The organism is Rhodoligotrophos appendicifer, assembly GCF_007474605.1.
Taxonomy (GTDB): domain Bacteria; phylum Pseudomonadota; class Alphaproteobacteria; order Rhizobiales; family Im1; genus Rhodoligotrophos; species Rhodoligotrophos appendicifer.
Window position 1 is genome coordinate 44,611 of sequence record NZ_VHKL01000006.1, and the last position, 20,789, is coordinate 65,399.

18 protein-coding genes are annotated in these 20,789 nt (G+C 62.9%); 8 read left to right on the forward strand and 10 right to left on the reverse strand.

Annotated elements, in window-relative coordinates:
• Positions 1 to 88 precede the first annotated feature (88 nt).
• From pssA to FKM97_RS14280, 4 genes are all read right to left on the reverse strand, one after another.
• Positions 89 to 937 (reverse strand): CDP-diacylglycerol--serine O-phosphatidyltransferase, encoded by an 849-nt coding sequence (gene pssA / locus FKM97_RS14265; RefSeq protein ID WP_144293105.1) that lies wholly within the window; start codon positions 935 to 937, stop codon positions 89 to 91.
• A gap of 40 nt (positions 938 to 977) precedes the next feature.
• Positions 978 to 1,682 (reverse strand): phosphatidylserine decarboxylase, encoded by a 705-nt coding sequence (locus FKM97_RS14270; protein WP_144293106.1) that lies wholly within the window; start codon positions 1,680 to 1,682, stop codon positions 978 to 980.
• Positions 1,683 to 1,766: 84 nt separating this feature from the next.
• Positions 1,767 to 3,722 (reverse strand): ABCB family ABC transporter ATP-binding protein/permease, encoded by a 1,956-nt coding sequence (locus FKM97_RS14275; RefSeq protein ID WP_144293107.1) that lies wholly within the window; start codon positions 3,720 to 3,722, stop codon positions 1,767 to 1,769.
• Positions 3,723 to 3,869: 147 nt separating this feature from the next.
• Complete coding sequence (locus FKM97_RS14280) at positions 3,870 to 5,771, reverse strand: LysM peptidoglycan-binding domain-containing protein (protein ID WP_144293108.1); 1,902 nt, start codon at positions 5,769 to 5,771, stop codon at positions 3,870 to 3,872.
• Between the two features lie 248 nt (positions 5,772 to 6,019).
• Here FKM97_RS14280 and FKM97_RS14285 point away from each other — a divergent pair, with 248 nt between their 5' ends.
• Entirely contained in the window at positions 6,020 to 6,619 is a 600-nt protein-coding gene (locus tag FKM97_RS14285; RefSeq protein ID WP_144293109.1) for an LOG family protein, read from the forward strand.
• A 13-nt stretch (positions 6,620 to 6,632) separates the two neighbouring features.
• Here the strand turns inward: FKM97_RS14285 and rarD are convergent, their stop codons facing one another.
• The 3 genes from rarD to cysS form a co-directional block, all read right to left on the reverse strand.
• Positions 6,633 to 7,568, reverse strand: coding sequence for an EamA family transporter RarD (gene rarD, locus FKM97_RS14290; protein WP_144293110.1), 936 nt, complete (start codon positions 7,566 to 7,568; stop codon positions 6,633 to 6,635).
• A 132-nt stretch (positions 7,569 to 7,700) separates the two neighbouring features.
• Entirely contained in the window at positions 7,701 to 9,302 is a 1,602-nt protein-coding gene (cimA, locus tag FKM97_RS14295; RefSeq protein ID WP_144293111.1) for a citramalate synthase, read from the reverse strand.
• 160 nt (positions 9,303 to 9,462) lie between these two features.
• A complete protein-coding gene (cysS, locus tag FKM97_RS14300; protein ID WP_144293112.1) occupies positions 9,463 to 10,869 on the reverse strand; it encodes a cysteine--tRNA ligase in 1,407 nt (468 codons plus the stop codon).
• A gap of 240 nt (positions 10,870 to 11,109) precedes the next feature.
• Here cysS and FKM97_RS14305 point away from each other — a divergent pair, with 240 nt between their 5' ends.
• Entirely contained in the window at positions 11,110 to 12,015 is a 906-nt protein-coding gene (locus FKM97_RS14305) for a homocysteine S-methyltransferase family protein (protein ID WP_281290108.1), read from the forward strand.
• A gap of 22 nt (positions 12,016 to 12,037) precedes the next feature.
• On the opposite strand, the gene FKM97_RS14310 is transcribed toward FKM97_RS14305, so the two are convergent.
• Positions 12,038 to 13,429: a class II 3-deoxy-7-phosphoheptulonate synthase gene (locus tag FKM97_RS14310; RefSeq protein WP_144293114.1), complete on the reverse strand. Its 1,392-nt coding sequence runs from the start codon at positions 13,427 to 13,429 to the stop codon at positions 12,038 to 12,040.
• 307 nt (positions 13,430 to 13,736) lie between these two features.
• Between FKM97_RS14310 and FKM97_RS14315 the strand changes: the two genes are divergently transcribed.
• The 3 genes from FKM97_RS14315 to FKM97_RS14325 all read left to right on the forward strand — a co-directional run bounded on the left by FKM97_RS14315 (position 13,737) and on the right by FKM97_RS14325 (position 15,432).
• Complete coding sequence (locus FKM97_RS14315) at positions 13,737 to 13,985, forward strand: hypothetical protein (RefSeq protein ID WP_144293115.1); 249 nt, start codon at positions 13,737 to 13,739, stop codon at positions 13,983 to 13,985.
• Positions 13,986 to 13,994: 9 nt separating this feature from the next.
• Positions 13,995 to 14,213: a hypothetical protein gene (locus FKM97_RS14320; protein WP_144293116.1), complete on the forward strand. Its 219-nt coding sequence runs from the start codon at positions 13,995 to 13,997 to the stop codon at positions 14,211 to 14,213.
• A gap of 73 nt (positions 14,214 to 14,286) precedes the next feature.
• Complete coding sequence (locus FKM97_RS14325) at positions 14,287 to 15,432, forward strand: carboxylate-amine ligase (RefSeq protein WP_205015029.1); 1,146 nt, start codon at positions 14,287 to 14,289, stop codon at positions 15,430 to 15,432.
• Positions 15,433 to 15,471: 39 nt separating this feature from the next.
• Here FKM97_RS14325 and FKM97_RS14330 read toward each other — a convergent pair whose 3' ends face one another.
• Both FKM97_RS14330 and xseA read right to left on the reverse strand, forming a co-directional pair.
• Entirely contained in the window at positions 15,472 to 15,693 is a 222-nt protein-coding gene (locus tag FKM97_RS14330) for a DUF2093 domain-containing protein (protein ID WP_144293117.1), read from the reverse strand.
• Positions 15,694 to 15,786: 93 nt separating this feature from the next.
• Positions 15,787 to 17,385: an exodeoxyribonuclease VII large subunit gene (gene xseA, locus FKM97_RS14335; RefSeq protein WP_144293118.1), complete on the reverse strand. Its 1,599-nt coding sequence runs from the start codon at positions 17,383 to 17,385 to the stop codon at positions 15,787 to 15,789.
• Positions 17,386 to 17,475: 90 nt separating this feature from the next.
• On the opposite strand from xseA, the gene purD reads away from it, so the two are divergent.
• Genes purD through FKM97_RS14350 form a run of 3 tightly spaced genes read left to right on the forward strand, consistent with a single transcriptional unit; the run spans position 17,476 to position 20,783 of the window.
• Positions 17,476 to 18,744, forward strand: a complete 1,269-nt coding sequence (gene purD, locus FKM97_RS14340; RefSeq protein WP_144293119.1) for a phosphoribosylamine--glycine ligase — start codon at positions 17,476 to 17,478, stop codon at positions 18,742 to 18,744.
• Positions 18,745 to 18,777: 33 nt separating this feature from the next.
• A complete protein-coding gene (locus FKM97_RS14345; RefSeq protein WP_144293120.1) occupies positions 18,778 to 19,689 on the forward strand; it encodes an alpha/beta fold hydrolase in 912 nt (303 codons plus the stop codon).
• Entirely contained in the window at positions 19,686 to 20,783 is a 1,098-nt protein-coding gene (locus FKM97_RS14350; RefSeq protein ID WP_144293121.1) for a phosphotransferase family protein, read from the forward strand. Before FKM97_RS14345 ends, FKM97_RS14350 begins: the two co-directional genes overlap by 4 nt.
• Positions 20,784 to 20,789: the final 6 nt, after the last annotated feature.

A 20,789-nucleotide genomic window follows, 5' to 3' on the forward strand; every position in this document is an offset into this window, starting at 1 on the left:
CGATGAGTTTGTCTCCCGCTGCAACGAAGTGATGGGAAATGATCCTCAGCCTCGCGCCCAGTGCAAGGCCGATCACGACGCCTGCCGATTAAGTTTCGGGTGCTGAGCCAGGCTCTTCTGGCGCTGCGGCCCGACGATGCGCTGCACGTTGCCGGAGATAGCTCCGATAGCCGAGTGGGAGCATGACGAGATAGGCTGCGGCGAGAGCCGTCAGCACCTGCCAGGGAAAGCTTGCCAGGACGGCAATGAAGAGCACCATCACCAACAAGACGGGCAGCACCACGTCGCGAGAGATCCGCGATCCCAGGGTCTTTCCCGAAAGCGTTGGCACCTTGCTGACCATGAGAAAGCCGATGACGGCCACATAGGGAAGGATGAACCAGGCGGCTGCCGGTCCGTTGGGGATGACGCCGAGGAAGCCGAGAAAGAGGGGCAGCAGCGCCAAACCCGCACCGGCGGGGGCCGGCACCCCGGTGAAGAAGTTGGCCATGTAGGCCGGCCGGTCCGGATCGTCCAGGGCGACGTTGAACCGGGCGAGCCTGAGAGCACAGCAAATGGCCAGCACCAGACAGACGATCCAGCCCAGGCTTTTCAGCTCGTGCAGCGACCACAGATAGAGAAGCACTGCCGGCGCCACGCCGAAATCCACGAAATCCGCCAACGAATCGAGCTCTGCTCCGAAACGCGAGGTGCCTTTGAGCAGTCGCGCGATTCGGCCGTCCAGGGCATCGAGAAGAATGGCGATGATGATACCCGCGACGGCCAGTTCGAAGCGTCCTTCGATACCCAGCCTGATGGCGGTCACGCCGGCGCACATCGCCAGCAGCGTGATCAGGTTCGGCAGCAGGAACCGCACCGGCACCTGCTTGAACCGGCGCATCCGCTGTTCGCGCGATCTTTGCCGTGGATCCAGCGACTCGCTGCCGCGCCATCCCATCCGCTTCTCCTTTGTCACGCAACCGACAGGATACTAACGCCTATCCGAGCCGAGCGATCCGCTCCGGCTCGACGGAACGAAGGTCGGCGAACACCGTCTCGCCCGCAATAGCACGCTGGCCGATCGAGACCAGCGGAGTCTTGCCCACCGGAAGAAAGACGTCGACGCGACTGCCGAAGCGGATGAGGCCGATGCGCTCTCCCACGAACACCTGGGTCTCGGGTCTGACAAAGGGCACGATTCGCCGCGCAACCAGGCCGGCGATCTGCACGACCCCCAGCTCCTCGCCATCGGCCATCAGGATGGCGAACGCCTGACGTTCATTGTCTTCGCTGGCCTTGTCGAGTTCGGCATTGATGAACTTGCCCGGGATATAGGTCATTCGAGTGATCCGTCCGGCCACGGGAGCGCGATTCACATGCACGTCGAAGACATTCATGAAAACCGAAATCCGAATCCTTGGTTCGTGCGAAAAACCGAGCTCCGGCGGCGGCACCACGGATTGGATGGCGCTGATGCGGCCATCCGCCGGACTGATCACCAGACCCTCACGAAGCGGTGTCACCCGGTCGGGATTGCGGAAGAAATAAGCGCACCAGAGGGTCAGGACGACTCCGATCCAACCCAGCGTATCGGAGACGAACAGAAACAAAATGAGTGTGATGGCGGCGAAGATCGCGACGAATCGATACCCCTCGCGATGGACGGGTGTCAGCGTCGCGCGGATGGTGGCCAGAATGTCCAATCTTTGCTCCTGAGGTCATGTTGATGGAGCCCCGCGGCTCCGCTGTTGTCTGTTGAGGATGGCTCCGCAACCCGGAGGCACTCCTTACCGCACCACCTCGACGAAGGCTCTGTCCTCCTGATCCTCGCCGAGCTCATCCTCCACGGCAAGCAGTCCTGCTGCAACCGGCGTTTGTGTGAACACCGTCTCGGCTCGGATTTCCGCCTCTTCCTCAGCCTCGCGCTGACGGTTCCACATGCTGGCATAGACCCCATCACGCGCCAGTAGCTCGCCATGACGTCCCCGCTCGACGATTCGCCCATCGGCCAAGACGATGATCTCATCCGCATCCACCACGGTCGACAGCCGATGGGCGATCACTAGGGTGGTTCGGTCTTTCGACACGAGCTTCAAGGCCGATTGGATCTCCCGCTCGGTATGGGTATCGAGCGCCGACGTCGCCTCGTCCAGAACCAGGATCGGCGGCGCTTTGAGGATCGTGCGCGCGATCGCCACCCGCTGTTTTTCGCCGCCCGAGAGCTTCAGCCCCCTTTCGCCGACGATCGTTGCATAACCCTGAGGCAAGCTGATGATGAAATCATGGATCTGGGCACTATGCGCAGCGGCGATGATCTCCGCATCGCTGGCCCCGGGCCGCCCATATTCGATGTTGTAGCGGATCGTGTCGTTGAACAGCACCGTATCCTGCGGGACCATGCCGATTGCCTGCCGCAGACTGACTTGCGTCACCTCATCGATCCGCTGGTCGTCAATGGTGATCCCGCCGCTACTGACGTCGTAAAACCGGTAGAGCAGTCGCGAAATCGTCGATTTCCCGGCACCGGAAGGACCCACGATGGCCAAGGTCCGCCCTGCGGGCACGCGAAAGCTCACATCCTTGAGGATCGCTCGTTCTGGATCATAGGCGAACTGCACGTGATCAAACACGATCTCCCCGCGGTGGACCCCGAGAGCGGTCGCATGAGGGGCATCCTTGATCTCGGGCGGCACATCCAGCAGTTGGAACATGGACTCGATGTCGATGAGACCCTGCTTGATGTCCCGGTAGGTCGAGCCGAGGAAGTTCAATGGCATGTAGAGCTGGATCAGGAATGCGTTGATCAGCACGAAATCGCCGACGGTCATGGCTCCCTGGGCGACGCCCCGCGCGGCCATCAGCGTAATGATGGCAAGCCCGATGGTGAAGATGACGATTTGGCCGGAGTTGAGCACCGCCAGGGACGTCATTGTCTTCGTGGCAGCGGTCTCGTAACGCGCCATGGACTGATCGAAACGCCGCGCTTCATGCTCCTCGTTGGCGAAATACTTCACGGTCTCGAAATTGAGCAGGCTGTCGATGGCTTTGGTAGTCGCCTCCGTGTCGGCATCATTCATCCTGCGCCGCAAATTGAGCCGCCATTCGGTGGCACGGTAGGTAAAGCCGATGTAGAGGAGCACTGTAATGCCGGTGACCACGGCATAGATCCAGCCGAATTCCCACGCCAGAATTCCGCAGACGAGACTGAGCTCGACGAGGGTCGGAAAGGTATTGAAGACCGAGAACCGAAGGATCGTCTCGATGCCTTTGGTGCCGCGCTCGATGATCCGGCTCAAGCCCCCCGTCCGCCGGTCCAGGTGGAACCGCAGCGACAAGGCATGGAGATGCCGGAAGGTTCGGTCGGCCAGCCGCCGGACGGCATTCTGACCGACGCTGGCAAACAGGCCGTCACGCACCTGCGCAAAGAGGACCATGGCGACCCGTCCAGCAGCATAGGCAAGGATCAGCGCCAGCGGCACGGCAACCGCTGTTGCCGCGATCGCCCCTCGTTCACTGTCCGCCACGCTGATCGGCGCCAGCGCATCCACGGCATATTTGAAGGCGTAAGGAGTGGCGACGGTGGTGATCTTGGCAATGATCAAGGCCACGACGGCGAACACGACCCGCAGCTGCAAATCCAGCCGCTCAGAGGGCCAGAGATAGGGCAGCACGGCTTTCATCGTTCCCCAATGGCCCGAGGGGGCTGCGGGGGAAGCGGCGGCATCGTTGATCGGGGCGGTCATCAATTCCTGGAAAGCGGCACGGCACGCGGAGAAACATTTCCCGCGCGTGTCGCCTACTTAGTGATCTTTGACCCGTCGATCAAATCATGCCCGAAAATATCTGGTTCCGGGACCTCGAATGCCGCTCCACCAAAAGCTAATTCCGGCTCAGTTTGGAGTTTGCGGAGGCTCGAAAGGGTCGCGTCGACTGGGCGGGATGACAGCGGGCGGCGTGGCTCCCGGTGTGTTGAAGATCTGCCCCGGATAAATCAGGTCGGGATTGCGAATCTGCATCTGGTTGGCCTGGTAGATCACCGAATACTGGACGCCCTTGCCATAGACCACGCGGGCGATGCGCCACAAATTGTTCCCCGGCTGGATGATGACTTGCCCCCGCGCCTGTGCGGGAGTGGCCGGCGGCAACTCGCCAGTAGCCGTCTGCGCGCCTGATGGGGCCGTGGCTGTCTGTGGTGATGAAGGAGCCAATCCTGTGATCTTGGGTGCCGGGGCTGATCCTGATTGTGCCGTAGCGGACCCCTGATTCGTGACGTTTCCCGGAGCAGTGGATGGCCCCTGCCCCGTCACGATGGATGGCGCTGTGGCGGGCCCCTGCCCGGTCACAGCGGATGGCGCGGTGGCGGTCTTCTGTCCCGTCACGCCGGAGGACGCAGGCGGCGCGACATTTTGTGAGCTTCCGGCGACTCCGGATCCGGTCTGGGCGGGCGTCTCCACCATGGCTGCCGGCGCGCCGCTACGGGAATTCTTGGCCTCGCCGACGACGCCGGCACCCGAGCCGTTCTCTTCGGTAGCGGCCCCGCCTCCCGTGGCCGGCAGGCGTTCGGCGCTCTTGCCGCTGGCACCGGCAGCGTCCGATTGGGTCGCGCCAATCTGCGCCTCGGCGACCGTCTTGCTCTCGGGCTGAGCGGCAGGCGCGCCTGCCGGAGCTTGTGCCGCTGCCCGTTGCTTCAGGAGTTGGGCGACCATTTCCTCATCGGCCCGTTCGAAGGGGAGCTCCACACGCTTTTCAACCCTGCCATTTGGCAACAGCTGATCGACGCGCAAATGGTGCTTGCCCGATGCGATGGTCCCTTCATTTTCGAGGACCCAGCGGCCGTCGGCCTGGGTCACGGCGTCGGCGACATGCTTGTTGTCGATATAGAGCCTGACCCTGGAACCGGCGGGCGCGGTGCCCGAGAAGATCATCTGCCCGCGATCACTATAGTCGACGGTTTCCAATTGCAGCGGCTTTTCGGCGGCAGTGGTCTCTGCCGCGGTCTGTGCCATCGGCTCTGGCGCCTGGATCACCTTGCTTGGCTTGTCGGGTTCCGTCGCCACGATCAGGGGCCTCTCTTCGCCTGGGGGCGCAAGGGCGAGAGCCACGGTCTGGTCTGAGACCACCGCCTTTTGCCCAGGCTCCTTGGAAACGACGGACAGGTCATGGTCGCCGGGCGGAATCGGCTTGTCGATCACCACGACCCACTCACCCCGCTCATTGGCTTCGGTCTCGCTCAAGGTGGTTGAATCGAGCATGACGGTGACGGTCGCCTTCGGCTTGGCCCGGCCGGCGATCACGGCGGTACCGTCCTCCTCAACGCGGACGATGTCGAAACTGGGTTTCTCTTCGGCCGCGCCAGCCAGCGGCTCGGGCGTATCCGTCCCCGGCGTAGAAGCATCGCTGCCCCCCGGCGTCGGCGCGGTCATCCCGGCCAGTGGCTCTTCAATCTTTTGGCTCTGCGGGGCACCGAGGGCTGCCTGCTGCTGGTTCGCTGCAGTTTGCGACTGCCCCCCGACCGAGGGTTCGGAGGCGGCTCGCTCCGGGGTAGAGAGGCCTGGGGACTGTGGCTGGCCCTCGGCCACGTCGCTGCCGCCCGACTGCGGCGCCTTAATGTCGGGAGCGGTCGCGGTGGAACTCTGACCCTGGCCGGATGTCGATCCCTGCGGTGCGATGGCATCTTCCGCAGGCAGTGTCGCCCATTGCCGCCAGCGATCCCACTTATCGCTGTTGACGTAAAGCAACACACCTAAAGCCACCAGCACGAACGCCACCACGATGGCGAGCGGATTCTTCATCGACTAAATCCGTAATGTTCCAGATTTTCACGACTATACGAGCTCTTTGACCTTGCTCCGCCGGAAACTCTTCACTTCTTGCATGAAGTGCTACGCGCAGCAAGCATATGGATGTCGCAATGTTCTGATCTGATTGATGAACCGTAACCTGCCTCAGCTTGTCGGGAGCGTTTGCAGCACCCATTATGAGACAGGTCTTCGCAGGCACTATTTCTCACCCTGACCCGTTAACGTTAACAAAGTTGCAAATGTCTTCGATTCGATCAGTCTGTGTTTATTGTGGTTCGAGCCGCGGCCGCAATCCGGCCTATGCCGAAGCCGCCCGCATCTTGGGCGAGGAGCTGGCCGCCAGCGGCATCGGCCTCGTCTATGGCGGTGGTGGCCTGGGCCTCATGGGGGAGGTTGCGAAAGGCAGCCTGTCGGGTGGTGGCCGGGTCACCGGCATCATCCCGGAATTTCTGGTGCAGAAGGAACGCATGCTCGACGAGGTCACGGACCTCGTGGTCACGCAGAACATGCATGAGCGCAAGATGACGATGTTCGAGCGCTCGGATGCCTTCGTGGCTCTGCCGGGCGGGATCGGCACCCTTGAGGAACTCGTGGAAATTTCGACGTGGTCCCAGCTCGGCCAGCACACGAAACCGATCGTGCTGCTGAACGTGGCGGGGTTCTGGGCTCCTTTATTGGAGCTCCTGCGGCATATGCGCGAAGAGGCGTTCCTGCGGCCGGGGCTCGACGTGTCTTTCGGCGTCGTCGACACGCCCCAGGAGGTGCTGCCCTATCTCCAGGCCGAAGCCGAGCGGCGTCGCGAGACGGTCCCTCTCCGTCCTGTCCGCCAGATCATGTGAAGACCGCACGGACTCAGCTGGGCGGTATGTCGACTGCCGGCCGGTCCCGTCGCAAGGCCGACCAGGAGAAGAGCGCCAGCGCCACCCAGATCAAGATGAAAGTGATCAGCCGCACCGTGGTCAGCGGCTCATGGAACCAGAAGACACCGAAGAGAAAGCCGATCGAGGGGCCGATATACTGCATCAGTCCGAGGGTCGACAGCCGAAGGCGCCGGGCGGCTGCCGCAAACAGCATCAGCGGGGCCCCGGTCACGACGGCACCGACAATGAGATAGAGCGCATCCAGCGGTGCGGTGAACAAATGCCCCTGCCCCGTAACCTCGAACCAGACGATGGCGCCGACCGCCACCGGCGTCATCACCATGGCCTCCACCAGGAAGCCCTCGACCGCTCCCACAGGAACCTGTTTGCGCAGATAGCCATAGGTCGCGAAGCTCGACGCCAGCGCAAGGGCGAGCCACGGAAACACTCCCTCGGCCGTGGTCTGGAAGACGACCGCGACGGCGGCGATGCCAATCGCGAGCCCCTGTGCCCGCGTCAGCCGCTCCCCCAGCAAGGCGAAGCCGAGCGCCACGCTGATCAGCGGATTGATGTAATACGCTAGGCTTGATTCGAGGATGCGGTCATTGGCGACCGCCCAGATGAACAGGCTCCAATTAATGGCAATGATGGTCGCGGTGAACATCAGCACCCGCATGATCCGCCAGGTCCGCAGGATCGATCCCACCGTTGCACCGCCGCCCAACACCATCAGGACGACAACGGCGAACGGCACGGCCCAGGCCGCACGGTGGGCTACGATTTCCAGCGGCGGTATATGGGGCGCGAGCTTGTAATAGACGGTGACGAAGCCCCAAATCACATAGGCGGCAAGGCCGCAGAAAAAGCCTTTTCGGCTTTCTGCGAGTGCCCGTTCATGGGCCGTGATCTCGAGTTGGATGGACGCCATCACACTGTTCCCATGCAGGAACGGGCGCCTGCGCGAGCGGCCGCATTGGTCTCACGAAGCGCCTGCCGGCACAACCATGGCGCGCCCATAGCCGCCATGCGGCAAGCGCATGGCGTGGAACGGCCCCATCGGCTAAGAGGCCGGGGCCCGGTCGCGCATCAGCTTGAAGGTGATGGAGTCAATGAGCGCTTGGAACGAGGCATCGACGATGTTGGGCGAGACTCCCACCGTGAACCAGCGCTCGCCCTGGGCATCGCCGGATTCGATGAGGACGCGCGTCGTCGCCGCGGTCGTGCCGTTGAGGATCCGCACTTTGAAGTCGACCAGCTCCAAATCCGCCAAGTAAGGGGAATATTTTCCCAGATCCTTGCGCAACGCCATGTCCAGCGCATTGATCGGACCATTGCCCTCCCCCACCGACATCAGGATCTCACCATCGACTTTGATCTTGACCGTGGCCTCGGACATCGTGACGAGGTCGCCGAGCGCATTGTGGCGACGCTCCACCATCACCCGAAAACTCTCCACATCGAAGAAATGCGGCACGGATCCGAGCGTCTGCCGGGCCAGGAGCTCGAAGGAGGCATCCGCGCCCTCATAGGCGTAGCCCTCGGCCTCGCGCCGCTTCACCTCGTCCAGGAGCCGGTCGAGACGTTTGTCCTTGGCCTCCACATCGAGTCCGATGCGGGCGAGTTCGGCCAACAGATTGGAGCGCCCCGCCTGATCCGACACGAGGACCCGTCGCCGGTTGCCGACGATCTCCGGCGCCACATGCTCGTAGGTGCGGGGATCCTTCATGATCGCCGAAGCGTGGATGCCGGCCTTGGTGGCGAAGGCGGCCTCTCCCACATAGGGCGCCTGCCGATCGGGGGCCCGGTTCAGCAACTCGTCGAAGACCCGTGAGACATGGGTCAGAGTGGCCAGCGCCTCGGGAGCGACCCCCGTGACGAAGCGGTCCGCATAGGATGGTTTGAGCGCCAGGGTCGGGATCAGCGATACGAGATTGGCGTTTCCGCAGCGCTCGCCGATGCCGTTGAGCGTGCCCTGAATCTGTCGCGCCCCGGCCCGCACCGCCGCCAGCGAATTCGCCACCGCCTGCTCAGTGTCGTTATGGGCGTGGATCCCGAGATGATCCCCGGGAATATGGCGGCAGACAGCACTCACGATGGTTTCGATCTCGTCCGGGAGCCTGCCGCCATTCGTATCGCACAGGACGACCCAGCGGGCGCCGGCCGCATAGGCTGCCTGGGCGCAACTGAGGGCATAGTCGGGATTGGCTTTGTAGCCGTCGAAGAAATGCTCGCAATCGACCAGCACCTCCCGTCCACGCGCAGCGGCGGCCTCCACGGATTGGCGAATGCTCTCGAGATTCTCCTCGTTCGTACAGCCGAGCGCCACCTCCACATGATAGTCCCAGGCCTTGGCGACGAAGCAGACGGCATCCGCATCCGCATCCAACAAGGCGGCAAGGCCGGGATCATTCGCGGCCGAACGGCCCGCCCGCTTTGTCATGCCGAACGCGGTGAAGCGGGCATGGGTGAGCTTCGGCCGTTTCGCAAACAGCGCGCTGTCGGTAGGGTTGGCGCCCGGATAGCCGCCTTCCACATAGTCGACGCCGAGCTTGTCGAGCAGACTGGCGATGGCGCGCTTGTCCTCGACGGAGAAGTCGATGCCCGGCGTCTGCTGGCCATCGCGAAGAGTGGTATCGAACAGGAACAGCCGTTCGCGGGTCATCGGCGTCTGGCTCCCTTGCCCCGCGCCTCGGGCGACAGGCGACGGCCGATCAACAGCGGGGCCCCCTCCTCTTTCCTCTCTCCCCCTGCGGGAGAGGGAGGGGTCTTATCGCTGGGAGGCTGAGGGGCAGTCTCAAGGCTCTCCTCAGTTTTGCCGGTGCTCATCGGGCGACCTCCCAGGTGGTGACGGGCTCGCCCGTTCGCGGATCCTTGACATCCTTGAGGGCGATGCCTTCGGCCAGGAGCACGTCGCGTATGCGGTCTGCCTCGGCCCAATCCTTCTCCTTGCGCGCCCTCAATCGCTCACCGATCAAGGCGCGGATCCTCGGCTGGTCAACACCGGCGCGCTGCCAGCTCTCCTCGAACCATTCTTTCGCCGACCGCGACATGAGCCCCAGCCCTTGGACCGATGCCTTGAAGATCCGCCGCTGGTCTCCCATTCCCGACTCACCGAGATCGCCCAATTGGGCAAACAAGGCGTGCAGCCGGGCGATGGCACGCGGCGTATTGAGGTCATCGGAAAGCGCCTCGAGCACCTCCTCGTCGAGGGCCGCCGCCTCAGGCGCGTTCACATCGGCCTGATACCAGTAGTCGAGCGTCTTGCTGCTCTCCTCCAGCCCTTTGAGGGTCCAGTCGATCGGCTGCCGGTAATGCGTCTTCAGCATGTTGAGACGCACCACCTCCGCTGGCCAGTCCCCCAAGACATCTCGGATCGTCACGAAATTCCCCAGGGACTTGGACATCTTCTGCCCTTCGACCTGGAGGAAGCCGTTATGCATCCAGATATTGGCCATGACGTCGGTGCCGAAAGCGCACGTGGTCTGGGCGAGTTCGTTCTCGTGATGGGGAAAAACCAGGTCGATCCCCCCGCCATGGATGTCGAAGCGCTCGCCCAAATAGCGCCAGCTCATGGCCGAGCATTCGATATGCCACCCTGGGCGGCCGCGGCCCCAGGGGCTATCCCAACCGGGTTCCCCCTCATTCGAAGGCTTCCACAGGACGAAATCCATGGGATCTTGCTTGTAAGGCGCGACCTCGACCCTGGCACCGGCCTGCATCTCTTTCAACGGCCGCTGCGACAGCAGACCGTAATGCGTGTCGCTGGGCACGTTGAACAGCACATGCCCCTCCGCCACATAAGCATGGCCACGCGCAATCAGCCGCTCGATGATTTCGATCATCTGCGGGATGTTATCCGTCGCCCGCGGCTGATGAGTGGGCTCGAGGCAGCCCAATGCTGTGACGTCCGCCTGGAACTGGGCGTTCGTCTCGGCCGTGACTTTGGCGATCGCCTCGTTCAGCGGCAGCCCGGGATGGTCCTGGGCGGCCCGGGCGTTGATCTTGTCGTCGACATCGGTGATGTTGCGCACATAGGTGACGTGGCTCTCGCCGTAGAGATGGCGCACCAGACGGTACAACACGTCGAAAATGATTACCGGCCGCGCATTGCCGATATGAGCGAAGTCATAGACCGTGGGCCCGCAGACATACATCCGCACATTGGATGGATCGATGGGCCGGAACTGGTCCTTGCTCCGGGTCAGCGTATTGTAAAGCTTGAGCGTCATGGCCTATGCGTCCTGGCGCTGGCCTGGGCGGGTGCTCTTCGTATGTCGGTGAAGATCGAGCGGCCGCAGCGCCAGCGAGATTGCTAGCGGATAATAATGCTGCCGCGGCAGGCGGCATTGGTGGCGGCGGTTGTCATGGGCGCCACCATGCGCAAAGCTTGCAGCCCACGTCAAGATGCTTCGTGACCAAAGGAGATCACCCTGCCCCCGCTTCACACCAGCCTCGCCGAGCCACCGACGATCCTCACCGATGGTGGAATCGAAACGCGGCTGATTTACGAGTTCAATCTCGACCTTCCCGAATTTGCTTCGTTCTTGCCCCTGGTCCGGCCGGGCCAACGCTGGGCCCTGGAAGCGATCTATCGCAGTTACTTGGAGATCGCTGCAGAGACACAGCTGCCGATGCAGCTTGGCACCCCCACGTGGCGCGCCCATCCCGACTGCCTGGCCCGGCTTGGCTTTGGCCATGCCGACGATCTCGCGCGCATCAATGGCGCCGCCGTCCGCCTGCTTCATGATCTGCGCCGCGACATGGGCCTCGAATATCTAATTGCCATCGCCGGGGTAATCGGTCCACGCCGCGATGGCTACGATCCCGCGGAGGCCCCGTCCCCCGAAGTCGCTCGAGCCTATCACTCGATCCAGGCCGAGATGCTGGCGGAGCTTGGCGTTGACCTTCTCTACGCCCCGACTTTCGCCAGCGCCGCCGAGCTGGAGGGGGTTGCTGCCGCCATGGCGGCAGCAGGCCTGCCCTATGCTCTTGCTCCGATCATCGATGCGGGCGCACGCATGCTGGATGGGACGCCTCTTGCCGAGGCGATTGCCCGGATCGACGCGAGGGTGAAGCCTGCACCGCAGCACTATCTGATCGGCTGCGTCCACCCGACGCTGTTCCGAGAGGCCTATCAGAACGGTCCCAGTCTGACGGCCGCAGTGGCTGGACGCATCGCCGGACTTAAAGCCAATGCCTCAACCCTGCCGCCGGATCAGCTCGACAGGCTGGACCATCTCGAGGCGGGCCTTCCGCAACTCTTCGGCGAGCAGATGGCTGATCTCCATAGGCGCTACGGCCTCACCGTGCTCGGCGGCTGCTGCGGAACGGATCATCGCCACATCCGCGCCATCGCCGAGGCGCTGCTGGGGTAAAGGATCGGACGCAGCTGGGGCCCTACTCAGCGGCGTCCAGGCTCTCGACTTCTTGAGGCTTGAATGCGGACTCTTTCTTGAGCTGTTCGGCGATCAGGAAAGCCAGCTCCAAGGCCTGGTCCGCGTTCAGGCGGGGATCGCAGAAGCTGTGATAACGATCCGACAGATCAGCCTCCGTCACCAGTTGTGCGCCGCCCGTGCATTCGGTGACGTTCTTCCCCGTCATCTCGACATGGATTCCGCCGGCATGGGTACCCTCGGCCTGATGCACCGCCATGAACCGCTTCACCTCGCCCATGATCTGATCGAAGGGCCGCGTCTTGTAGCCGGTGGAAGCCTTGATCGTGTTGCCATGCATGGGATCGCAGGACCACACCACATGCCGACCGGCGCGCGTGACCGCTCGGATCAGGCCGGGCAGATGCGCCTCCACCTTGTCGACCCCGTAGCGGCAGATGAGCGTCAGCCGGCCTGCCTCGTTGGACGGATTGAGAATATCGATCAGCCGCAGCAGCTCATCAGGTGTCAGGCTCGGTCCGCATTTGAGGCCGATCGGGTTCTGAACACCCCGGGCGAACTCTACATGCGCCCCCTCCGGCTGGCGCGTGCGATCGCCGATCCACAGCATGTGGCCCGATGTTGCATACCAGTCGCCTGACGTCGAATCGACCCGGGTCAACGCCTGCTCATAACCGAGCAGCAACGCCTCATGGCTGGTGAAGAAATCGGTCTGCCTGAGCTGTGGTGCAGTATCGGCATTGATGCCGATGGCGCGCATGAAGTTCAGCGTTTCTGTCAGCCGGTCGGCAAGCGCCTGATAGCGCGCGCTCGCCGGACTGTCGCGCAGGAAGCCGAGCGTCCAATTATGCACATGTTCGAGATTGGCATAACCGCCCTGGGCGAAGGCGCGCAGCAGGTTCAACGTGGCCGCCGACTGCCGATAGGCCATCAATTGCCTCTCGGGATCCGGGATGCGGCCCTCGGGCGTGAAATCGTTGGAATTGATGATGTCGCCGCGATAGGCGGGCAGCGTCACGCCGTCGACTGTCTCGTTCGGTGCCGAGCGTGGTTTGGCGAACTGGCCGGCGATCCGGCCGACCTTGACCACCGGCGAGGAGGCGCCGAAGGTCAGCACGATCGCCATCTGCAGAAACACCCGGAAGAAGTCGCGGATATTGTCGGCAGAATGTTCTTCGAAGCTCTCAGCGCAATCGCCGCCCTGGAGCAGGAAGCCTTTCCCCTCCGCCACCTTGGCGAGTTTGCGCTTCAGCTTTCGCGCTTCTCCAGCAAAGACCAGCGGAGGAAATCCCTTCAGCTGCGCCTCGACGGCAGCCAGCTTCGCGGCATCCGGATAGTCCGGCATCTGGACCACCGGCAGAGTGCGCCATGTGTCGGGTGTCCAATGCTGTGCCATGTCAACAACTCCAAAACCGAGCGGACGATCATGTCGGCCCTCGAAAGGTGACGTCCCTATGAATGTTTCCTGGCGGCGGTGACCCTGGACTGGCTTCCGCACCGTGCCCCCTTGATATGGCCGTCGGCCGGCAGGCACCCAATCGACGCCGGGATCTATACACGCCCGCCGCTCACGTGGCCAGTCGCTCTGGATATCCTTCAAATCACGAACTCAACCTGAGTCTGTCACATTTTAGGCCCCTGCCCCATCGACTTTCTTCGAATTCCTGCATCTAGGAATCATGCTCATCCAGAGGAGACGTATAATGAGCAACATCGATCCAGCGAATGAAGAGGCGACGTCGGCAGTTGTTCTCGAACAGCTCAAGCTCGTCGTTGAGCGGATACAGCACCATGTCTGTGACGCGAACAGCACCTTGGGATCCAGCACCGATCCGGAGATCGTCGCCATCGTGAACCGCCTTCAGCCCATCTTCTGCACGGAGGAAGCGCGCGGCTTTGCCAACAGCAGCGACTTCCATCCCAATCCCGCCGCGATCGAAGCTTTTCTTTAGGAGGGGCCGATGAAGGAAGAGAGATATGCGGAGCAACTCAAGCAATTTAAGATCGCCTTCGCCCGCTTCAAGGAGAAGTTTTGCGAGCCGGAGACCGACTTTCTCCATACCCTTGATGACGTGGAGCGCCAGGCGGTTGAGACCGCGAGGCCCGTTGTTTGTGCGATCGAGGATGGAGCGAGCCTCGACATAAGGTCGACGCAAGCAGTCGCGGATGTCTTCTTCTAGGTAATCGGTCGCACCGATCGCCCCTGCGTCCGTGGCCCCTTGTTGGTCGCCCTGGCATCGGCCAAGATCCGGCATGGCCCATGCTTTGATCGAACCCAGCTTCTCCCTTGGCATCGAAGAGGAATATCTCCTCGTCGATGCCAAGACCCGAGACCTCATTCACGAGGCCCCGAAAGGACTTCTGGCCGCGTGCGAGCGCCGCCTGTTGGGACAGGTCAGTCCCGAATTCCTGCAGTGTCAGATCGAGGTCGGCACGCGGGTCTGCTCGACCATGGACGAGGCCCGAACCGACTTGGCGCATCTGCGCCGGACCATCGCCGATACGGCCCGAGATCACGGTCTTGCGCCGATCGCCGCCTCCACCCATCCCTTTGCCCGTTGGGATGATCAGCGCCACACCCACCGTGATCGCTACGAGATTCTGGCCAAGGATCTGCAGGTGGTGGTTCAGCGCATGCTCATCTGTGGCATGCATGTCCATGTAGCCGTGGAGGATGAGGACCTCCGCATCGATCTCTTCAACCAGCTTGTCTACTTCCTACCGCATCTTCTGATGCTAACGACCTCTTCGCCCTTCTGGCAGGGCCGCAATACGGGGCTTGCCTCCTATCGGCTCATTGTCTTCGATAGCCTTCCTCGCACCGGCCTGCCGCCGCAATTCTCGAGCTTTGCCGATTACCAGCGCACGGTGGCGACGCTGACGTCGCTGGCGATCGTCGAGGATGCAACGAAGATCTGGTGGGATCTGCGACCTTCTGGGCGCTTCCCCACGCTGGAACTTCGCATCTGTGACGTCTGCACCCGTCTCGACGACGCCATCGCCGTGGCCGCCTTGTTTCGCTGCTTGGTGAGGATGTTGTTCCGCCTGCGCCGGGACAATCAGCGGTGGCGGTCTTATGAACGATTTCTCGTCAATGAGAACCGCTGGCGCGCCTTGCGCTACGGTGCATCGCAAGGGCTGATTGACTTCGGCCGAGGCGAAATTGTGCCTTCCGAGGGCTTGCTTGAGGAGTTGCTCATCCTGGTGCGGCCGGACGCCGAGCACTTCGGCGGTGTCGCTGAGGTGGAGCACTGCCGGACCATTCTCCAGCGGGGAACGAGTGCGGTTCGCCAGATCTCAGTGTTCGAGGCCGCAAAACGGCGCGGCCTTGCAGAGGATGAAGCTCTTGCGGCCGTGGTGGACGACTTGATTTCCCAGACGGTTGCCGATTTCGGCTGAGAAAGCGAATCATCACGGTCCGAGCCCAGCCAGAGCCGCTTACGACCCCTGCAGTTCGAGATAGCGCTTCATAGAGGTCTCGGCATCGGCATACACTTCCTGCTTCTCCACGCTCCAGTACCGCACGAGGTCCATCGGAATCGGTACGCCTGTAATCGAGCAGCGAACGAAATCGCCGGGCACGACGACTTGGTAGTCGCCATCGAGGTACCGCAGCTTAGCTTCGCGGCCACCCACGAAACCTGGTTCGTATCTATTCATCAAATTCGCTCCGACCCCCGACTGCCCCGGGGTATTCTGAAGGGCGCCAACCTATCATGGATCATGTCCAAGCTTAAGCGTTGCGAGCCCGCCTTAGAACAGCTCGCCCTGGCTTTTCGCCGCAGCCCGTCCCCGGTTTATGCGTCGCGGTCCGGCAAGTCCGACGCCGCTGGTAATGACGGCACCGCTCTCTCCATCATGGAAGCGGAGGCTGACGGCCTCGCCGGGTTCGGTCTCCGCTGCCGAGCGCACCGGATGGCCCCCCTTCAGCACCAGCGCATAACCGCGCTCCAGCACTGCCTTGTACCCGAGGGAGGCGAATAACTTTCCCTGTGACTGAAGTTGCTGCCCAAGGCTTTCAAGACGCCGTATGATCGCGCGCCGCGACTGAACGGAACAGGCGTTCAGCCGTTCGCGCCCCTGGTTCGCCAGTGCGCGGGTACTGCGCGGCGATAGTCGAGCTTCGATGCGCGCGTATTCGGCCCGGTGGTGGCGGAGATTTGTACCCAGGGCGCGCCCGAGGCGATGGCCTTGTGCGTCGAGACGCTGCCCATCCCGTGCGCAGCGCACCAGCATCAGCCGGGGCTGCAGCTTTGCCGCCGACATGATGAAGCTGGCGCGGTGATGATGAGTGTTGGCTCGCAAGGCGCTGGTGAGCCGCCCGGCTGCTGTGTCGAATTTCTGTCGCGCCAGCCCCAGCATGTCCTCGGGCTTCGGCAATCCACGCGCGGCCGACAGAACCCGCACGCGCCTTTCCTCCACCATGCGCCGCGCCGCCCGTCGCTGCCGATAGCCGAGATCATCCACGGTCGCGATCAGGTCCGCCCGCACCGGCACCGCACATTCCGCGGCGGCGGTGGGTGTTGGACAGCGCCGGTCGGCGGCATGATCGATGAGGGTCGTATCCGTCTCGTGGCCCACGGCTGAGATCAGCGGAATGTCGCTCCCGGCTGCCGCCCTGACGACATCTTCCTCGTTGAAGCCCCACAGATCTTCGAGCGATCCTCCGCCACGGGCGACGATGATCACGTCTGGCCGCGGCACAGGGCCGCCGGCTGGTAGCGCGTTGAAGCCGCGGATGGCCGCGGCCACTTCCGCCGCACAGGTCTCCCCCTGCACCCGCACTGGCCACACCAGCACATGGCGTGGGAACCGATCCGAGAGCCGGTGGAGAATATCGCGGATCACCGCACCCGTTGGCGAAGTGACGACACCGATGACGCGCGGCAGAAACGGGATCGCCACCTTGCGCTCTGTCGCGAACAGCCCCTCGGCGGTCAGCTTTCGCCTCCGCTCGTCGAGAAGGGCCATGAGCGCACCGATACCGGCCGGTTCCAGCTGCTCGATGACGATCTGATATTTGGACGAGCCAGGGAAGGTGGTCAACTTCCCCGTGGCAATGACTTCGAGGCCCTCCTGCGGCTTGAACCGCAGCTTGGCCACGGCCGTGCGCCAGATGACCGCCTCCAGCTTGGCGGCATCATCCTTGAGCGCGAAATAGCAATGACCGGAGGAATGCTGCCCGCGAAAGCCGCTGATCTCACCGCGCACCCTCACGAAGGCGAAGGCATCCTCGACCGTTCTTTTGAGTGCGAAGGAGAGTTCGCTGACGGAGAACTCCACGACGTTTGCGGTCCCGCCGCGCTGGGACGGATCGAGTGGCCAGCCATTCGCCGGCAGTTCCTTGGGCATTGATCGAATCCTCTTTTCAGCCGCCTATCTGATGCTAAGAAGGCAGCGCATTCAAGGCGGGGCCCATCTTACGACCTCTGAAGGAGCGACATGAACGTCCTGGTGATCGGCTCCGGCGGCCGCGAACACGCCCTCTGCTGGGCGATTGGCGCGAGCCCTCTGGTAAATAGGCTCTTTTGCGCCCCCGGCAATGGCGGCATTGCGGCGGTTGCAACCTGCGTAGAGCTCCCCGTCACCGATCATGCCGCCCTGATTGAGTTCTGCCGCGCGGAGACAATCGGCTTTGTCGTCGTCGGTCCGGAGATCCCGCTCGTGGCAGGCCTCGTCGATGATCTTGAGGCTGCGGGGATCAAGGCCTTCGGGCCCACCGCCTTGGCAGCACGGCTTGAGGGCTCGAAGGCCTTCACCAAGGAGCTCTGCGCCAGACAGAACATACCGACTGCAGGTTTTGCCCGGTTCACCGATCTTGTCGCCGCGAAAGCCTATCTCGCCGACCGGGCCCCGATTGTGATCAAGGCGGATGGGCTGGCAGCCGGCAAGGGCGTGGTCGTCGCCATGACCAGCGAGGAGGCCCACGCGGCAGTGGCCGACATGCTCGGCGGCCAGTTCGGTGAAGCCGGCGCAGAGGTGGTCATCGAGGAGTATCTGGAGGGCGAGGAGGCGAGCTTTTTTGTCCTCGTTGATGGGAGCCACGCGCTGCCTCTTGAGACGGCGCAGGATCACAAGCGCGTCGGCGATGGCGATACGGGGCCGAACACCGGCGGCATGGGTGCCTATTCGCCCGCCCCTGTGATGACACGCGAGATGATCGAGCGAACCATGCGCGAGATCATCCTGCCGACGGTCAACGGCATGGCCGAGGCCGGCACACCGTTCAAGGGCGTGCTCTATGCCGGCCTGATGATCACCGCCGAGGGCCCCAAGCTCATCGAATACAATGTCCGCTTCGGCGATCCCGAATGCCAGGTGCTGATGATGCGACTCAAATCCGACATCGTCCCCGCCCTTATCGCGAGCCGCGATGGGGAGCTCGCCAATTTCGACTTGCGCTGGCATGCCGAGCCGGCTCTGACCGTGGTCATGGCGGCGAAGGGCTATCCCGGAGATTTCCAGCGACGCACACCGATCACAGGTCTGGAGGAGGCCGGCAAAGTTGAAGGCGTGCAGATCTTCCATGCGGGCACGGTGCGGGAAGGTGACAGGATCCTTGCCAATGGCGGCCGGGTCCTGAACGTGACCGCGACGGGCGGAACCCTCGCTGAGGCCCAGGCGCGCGCCTACCGGGCGGTGGATCTCATCGACTGGCCGGAAGGCTTTTGTCGTCGCGATATCGGTTGGCGCGCCGTCTCCTTGGGATAGACAGAAATAGGCAGCCGTTGCAGAAGGAGTGTCATGGAGGAACTTTTTCCCGGCTTTGAGGAACGTCGCGTCGAGACTTTCGGCGCGGAGATCAACTTGCGGGTCGGTGGCTCGGGGCCTCCTCTGGTGCTGCTGCACGGCTATCCCCAGACCCACGCCTGCTGGCATGGGGTGGCAGCGAGGCTTGCTGACCGCTTCACATTGGTTCTCCCGGATCTCCGCGGTTATGGCAAATCCTCCTGTCCCACCAACGACCCGGATAACTTCACCTATTCCAAGCGCGCCATGGCGCAAGACATCCTGCAGGTCATGCACAAGCTGGGCTTCGAGCGCTTCGGCGTCGTGGGCCATGATCGCGGTGCCCGCGTGGCCTACCGCCTGGCCCTTGATGAGCCGGCTGCAATATCCGGTCTTGCCGTCCTCGACATCGTGCCCACTTTGGAGACATGGGAATCCATGAAGGGCGCCGGGGCCGCGGCCATGGGCGCCTACCACTGGCTGTTCCTCGCTCAGCCCTTTCCTCTGCCTGAAATGCTCATCGAGCAGCGGGCGACGGAGTTCCTCGACTACACGCTTGCAAGCTGGTCGGGCACTAAGGATCTGAGCCCCTTCAATGCCGTGGCACTCGCCAGCTACCGCCTCGCATTCTCTATTCCCCCGCATATTCATGCGACCTGCTGTGATTATCGCGCCGGCCAGACCTATGATCTTGAGGCCGACAAGGTTGACCGCGCGGCGGGTCGCAAGGTGCAATGCCCTGTCGTGTCGCTCTGGGGCAACAAGGGTTTTGCGGCCGAAGGCGGGACACCTGTGGATGTTTGGCGGCAATGGGCTGATGACGTTGAAGGCTTTCCCTTGCCCTGCGGACATTTTCTTCCCGAGGAGCGATCCGACGACGTCGCCGACCACCTCCTTGCCTTTTTCCAAGCAGATGAGACAGCATGACTGAGAAGAGAACAGACCGCATCGATCGGCAAAAGGAATTTTCAGGCGTTGACGAGGTGCGGGCGGCCCACCGCTTCGATGAAGCAGCCCTCGCTGCCTATATGGCCGATCATGTCGAGGGCTTTCGCGGGCCTCTGCAGGTGGAGCAGTTCAAGGGCGGACAGTCGAATCCAACTTATCGCCTCTCTGCCCCCTCCGGTCGTTACGTTCTGCGCCGCAAACCGCCGGGCAAGCTGCTTCCCTCCGCCCATGCCGTAGACCGCGAATACAAGGTGATCTCGGCCCTCCATGCCCAGGGGTTTCCAGTAGCTCGCCCCGTCGTGCTGTGCGAGGACGACGCCGTCATCGGCACCGCCTTCTATGTCATGGATTTCGTTGATGGCCGCGTCTTCTGGGAACCCTCCGCCCCCGGCATCGGCCGCGAGGAGCGCGCCGCTCTCTATGATGGCTTGAACGCGACCATCGCGCAGCTCCACAGCTATGATCATCAAGCGATCGGCCTCGGCAGCTTTGGCCGTCCCGAGGGCTATGTCGCTCGCCAGATCAAGCGCTGGTCGGAGCAGTACAAAGCCTCCGCGACCGCCAGCATCCCCGCTATGGACCGTCTGATGGACTGGCTGCCTGGCGCCTGTCCGGCGACAACCGACGCCGCCATTGTTCACGGCGACTTTCGGCTCGACAACACCATCATCGCGCCGGGCAAACCGAAAATTTTGGCCGTGCTCGATTGGGAGCTCTCGACCATCGGCGATCCGATTGCCGACTTTACCTACCACCTGATGCAATGGCGCATGCCGCCATCGGAAACCGGCGCCGGCGTCGGCACCCTGGTCGGTCATGACCTGAATGCCTTGGGCCTGCCGAGCCTCGAAGACTATATCGAGCGTTATTGCGAACGCACCGGGCGGCAGGGCATTGCCGAGATCGACTTCTATCTCGCTTACAACTTCTTCCGCATGGCCGCGATCTTTCAGGGCATTGTCGGGCGCGTTCGCGATGGCACGGCGGCCAATCCTAAGGCCGCCGCCATGGCGACCCAGGTTGCGCCTATGGCGGAGGTCGCCTGGACCTATGCCAAGGCAGCCGGCGCCTGACGTCGG

Excerpts from the sequence above, each read along its gene's own strand:
- cysS (WP_144293112.1), bottom strand. The coding sequence starts at position 10,869 with ATGACGCTCAAGCTTTACAATACGCTGACCCGGAGCAAGGACCAGTTC.
- xseA (WP_144293118.1), bottom strand. The coding sequence starts at position 17,385 with ATGCCCAAGGAACTGCCGGCGAATGGCTGGCCACTCGATCCGTCCCAG.
- pssA (WP_144293105.1), bottom strand. The coding sequence starts at position 937 with ATGGGATGGCGCGGCAGCGAGTCGCTGGATCCACGGCAAAGATCGCGC.
- FKM97_RS14275 (WP_144293107.1), bottom strand. The coding sequence starts at position 3,722 with ATGACCGCCCCGATCAACGATGCCGCCGCTTCCCCCGCAGCCCCCTCG.
- FKM97_RS14320 (WP_144293116.1), top strand. The coding sequence starts at position 13,995 with ATGAAGGAAGAGAGATATGCGGAGCAACTCAAGCAATTTAAGATCGCC.
- FKM97_RS14330 (WP_144293117.1), bottom strand. The coding sequence starts at position 15,693 with ATGAATAGATACGAACCAGGTTTCGTGGGTGGCCGCGAAGCTAAGCTG.
- FKM97_RS14325 (WP_205015029.1), top strand. The coding sequence starts at position 14,287 with ATGGCCCATGCTTTGATCGAACCCAGCTTCTCCCTTGGCATCGAAGAG.
- FKM97_RS14350 (WP_144293121.1), top strand. The coding sequence starts at position 19,686 with ATGACTGAGAAGAGAACAGACCGCATCGATCGGCAAAAGGAATTTTCA.
- FKM97_RS14285 (WP_144293109.1), top strand. The coding sequence starts at position 6,020 with ATGTCTTCGATTCGATCAGTCTGTGTTTATTGTGGTTCGAGCCGCGGC.
- FKM97_RS14315 (WP_144293115.1), top strand. The coding sequence starts at position 13,737 with ATGAGCAACATCGATCCAGCGAATGAAGAGGCGACGTCGGCAGTTGTT.
- FKM97_RS14345 (WP_144293120.1), top strand. The coding sequence starts at position 18,778 with ATGGAGGAACTTTTTCCCGGCTTTGAGGAACGTCGCGTCGAGACTTTC.
- FKM97_RS14280 (WP_144293108.1), bottom strand. The coding sequence starts at position 5,771 with ATGAAGAATCCGCTCGCCATCGTGGTGGCGTTCGTGCTGGTGGCTTTA.
- purD (WP_144293119.1), top strand. The coding sequence starts at position 17,476 with ATGAACGTCCTGGTGATCGGCTCCGGCGGCCGCGAACACGCCCTCTGC.
- cimA (WP_144293111.1), bottom strand. The coding sequence starts at position 9,302 with ATGACCCGCGAACGGCTGTTCCTGTTCGATACCACTCTTCGCGATGGC.
- rarD (WP_144293110.1), bottom strand. The coding sequence starts at position 7,568 with ATGGCGTCCATCCAACTCGAGATCACGGCCCATGAACGGGCACTCGCA.
- FKM97_RS14310 (WP_144293114.1), bottom strand. The coding sequence starts at position 13,429 with ATGGCACAGCATTGGACACCCGACACATGGCGCACTCTGCCGGTGGTC.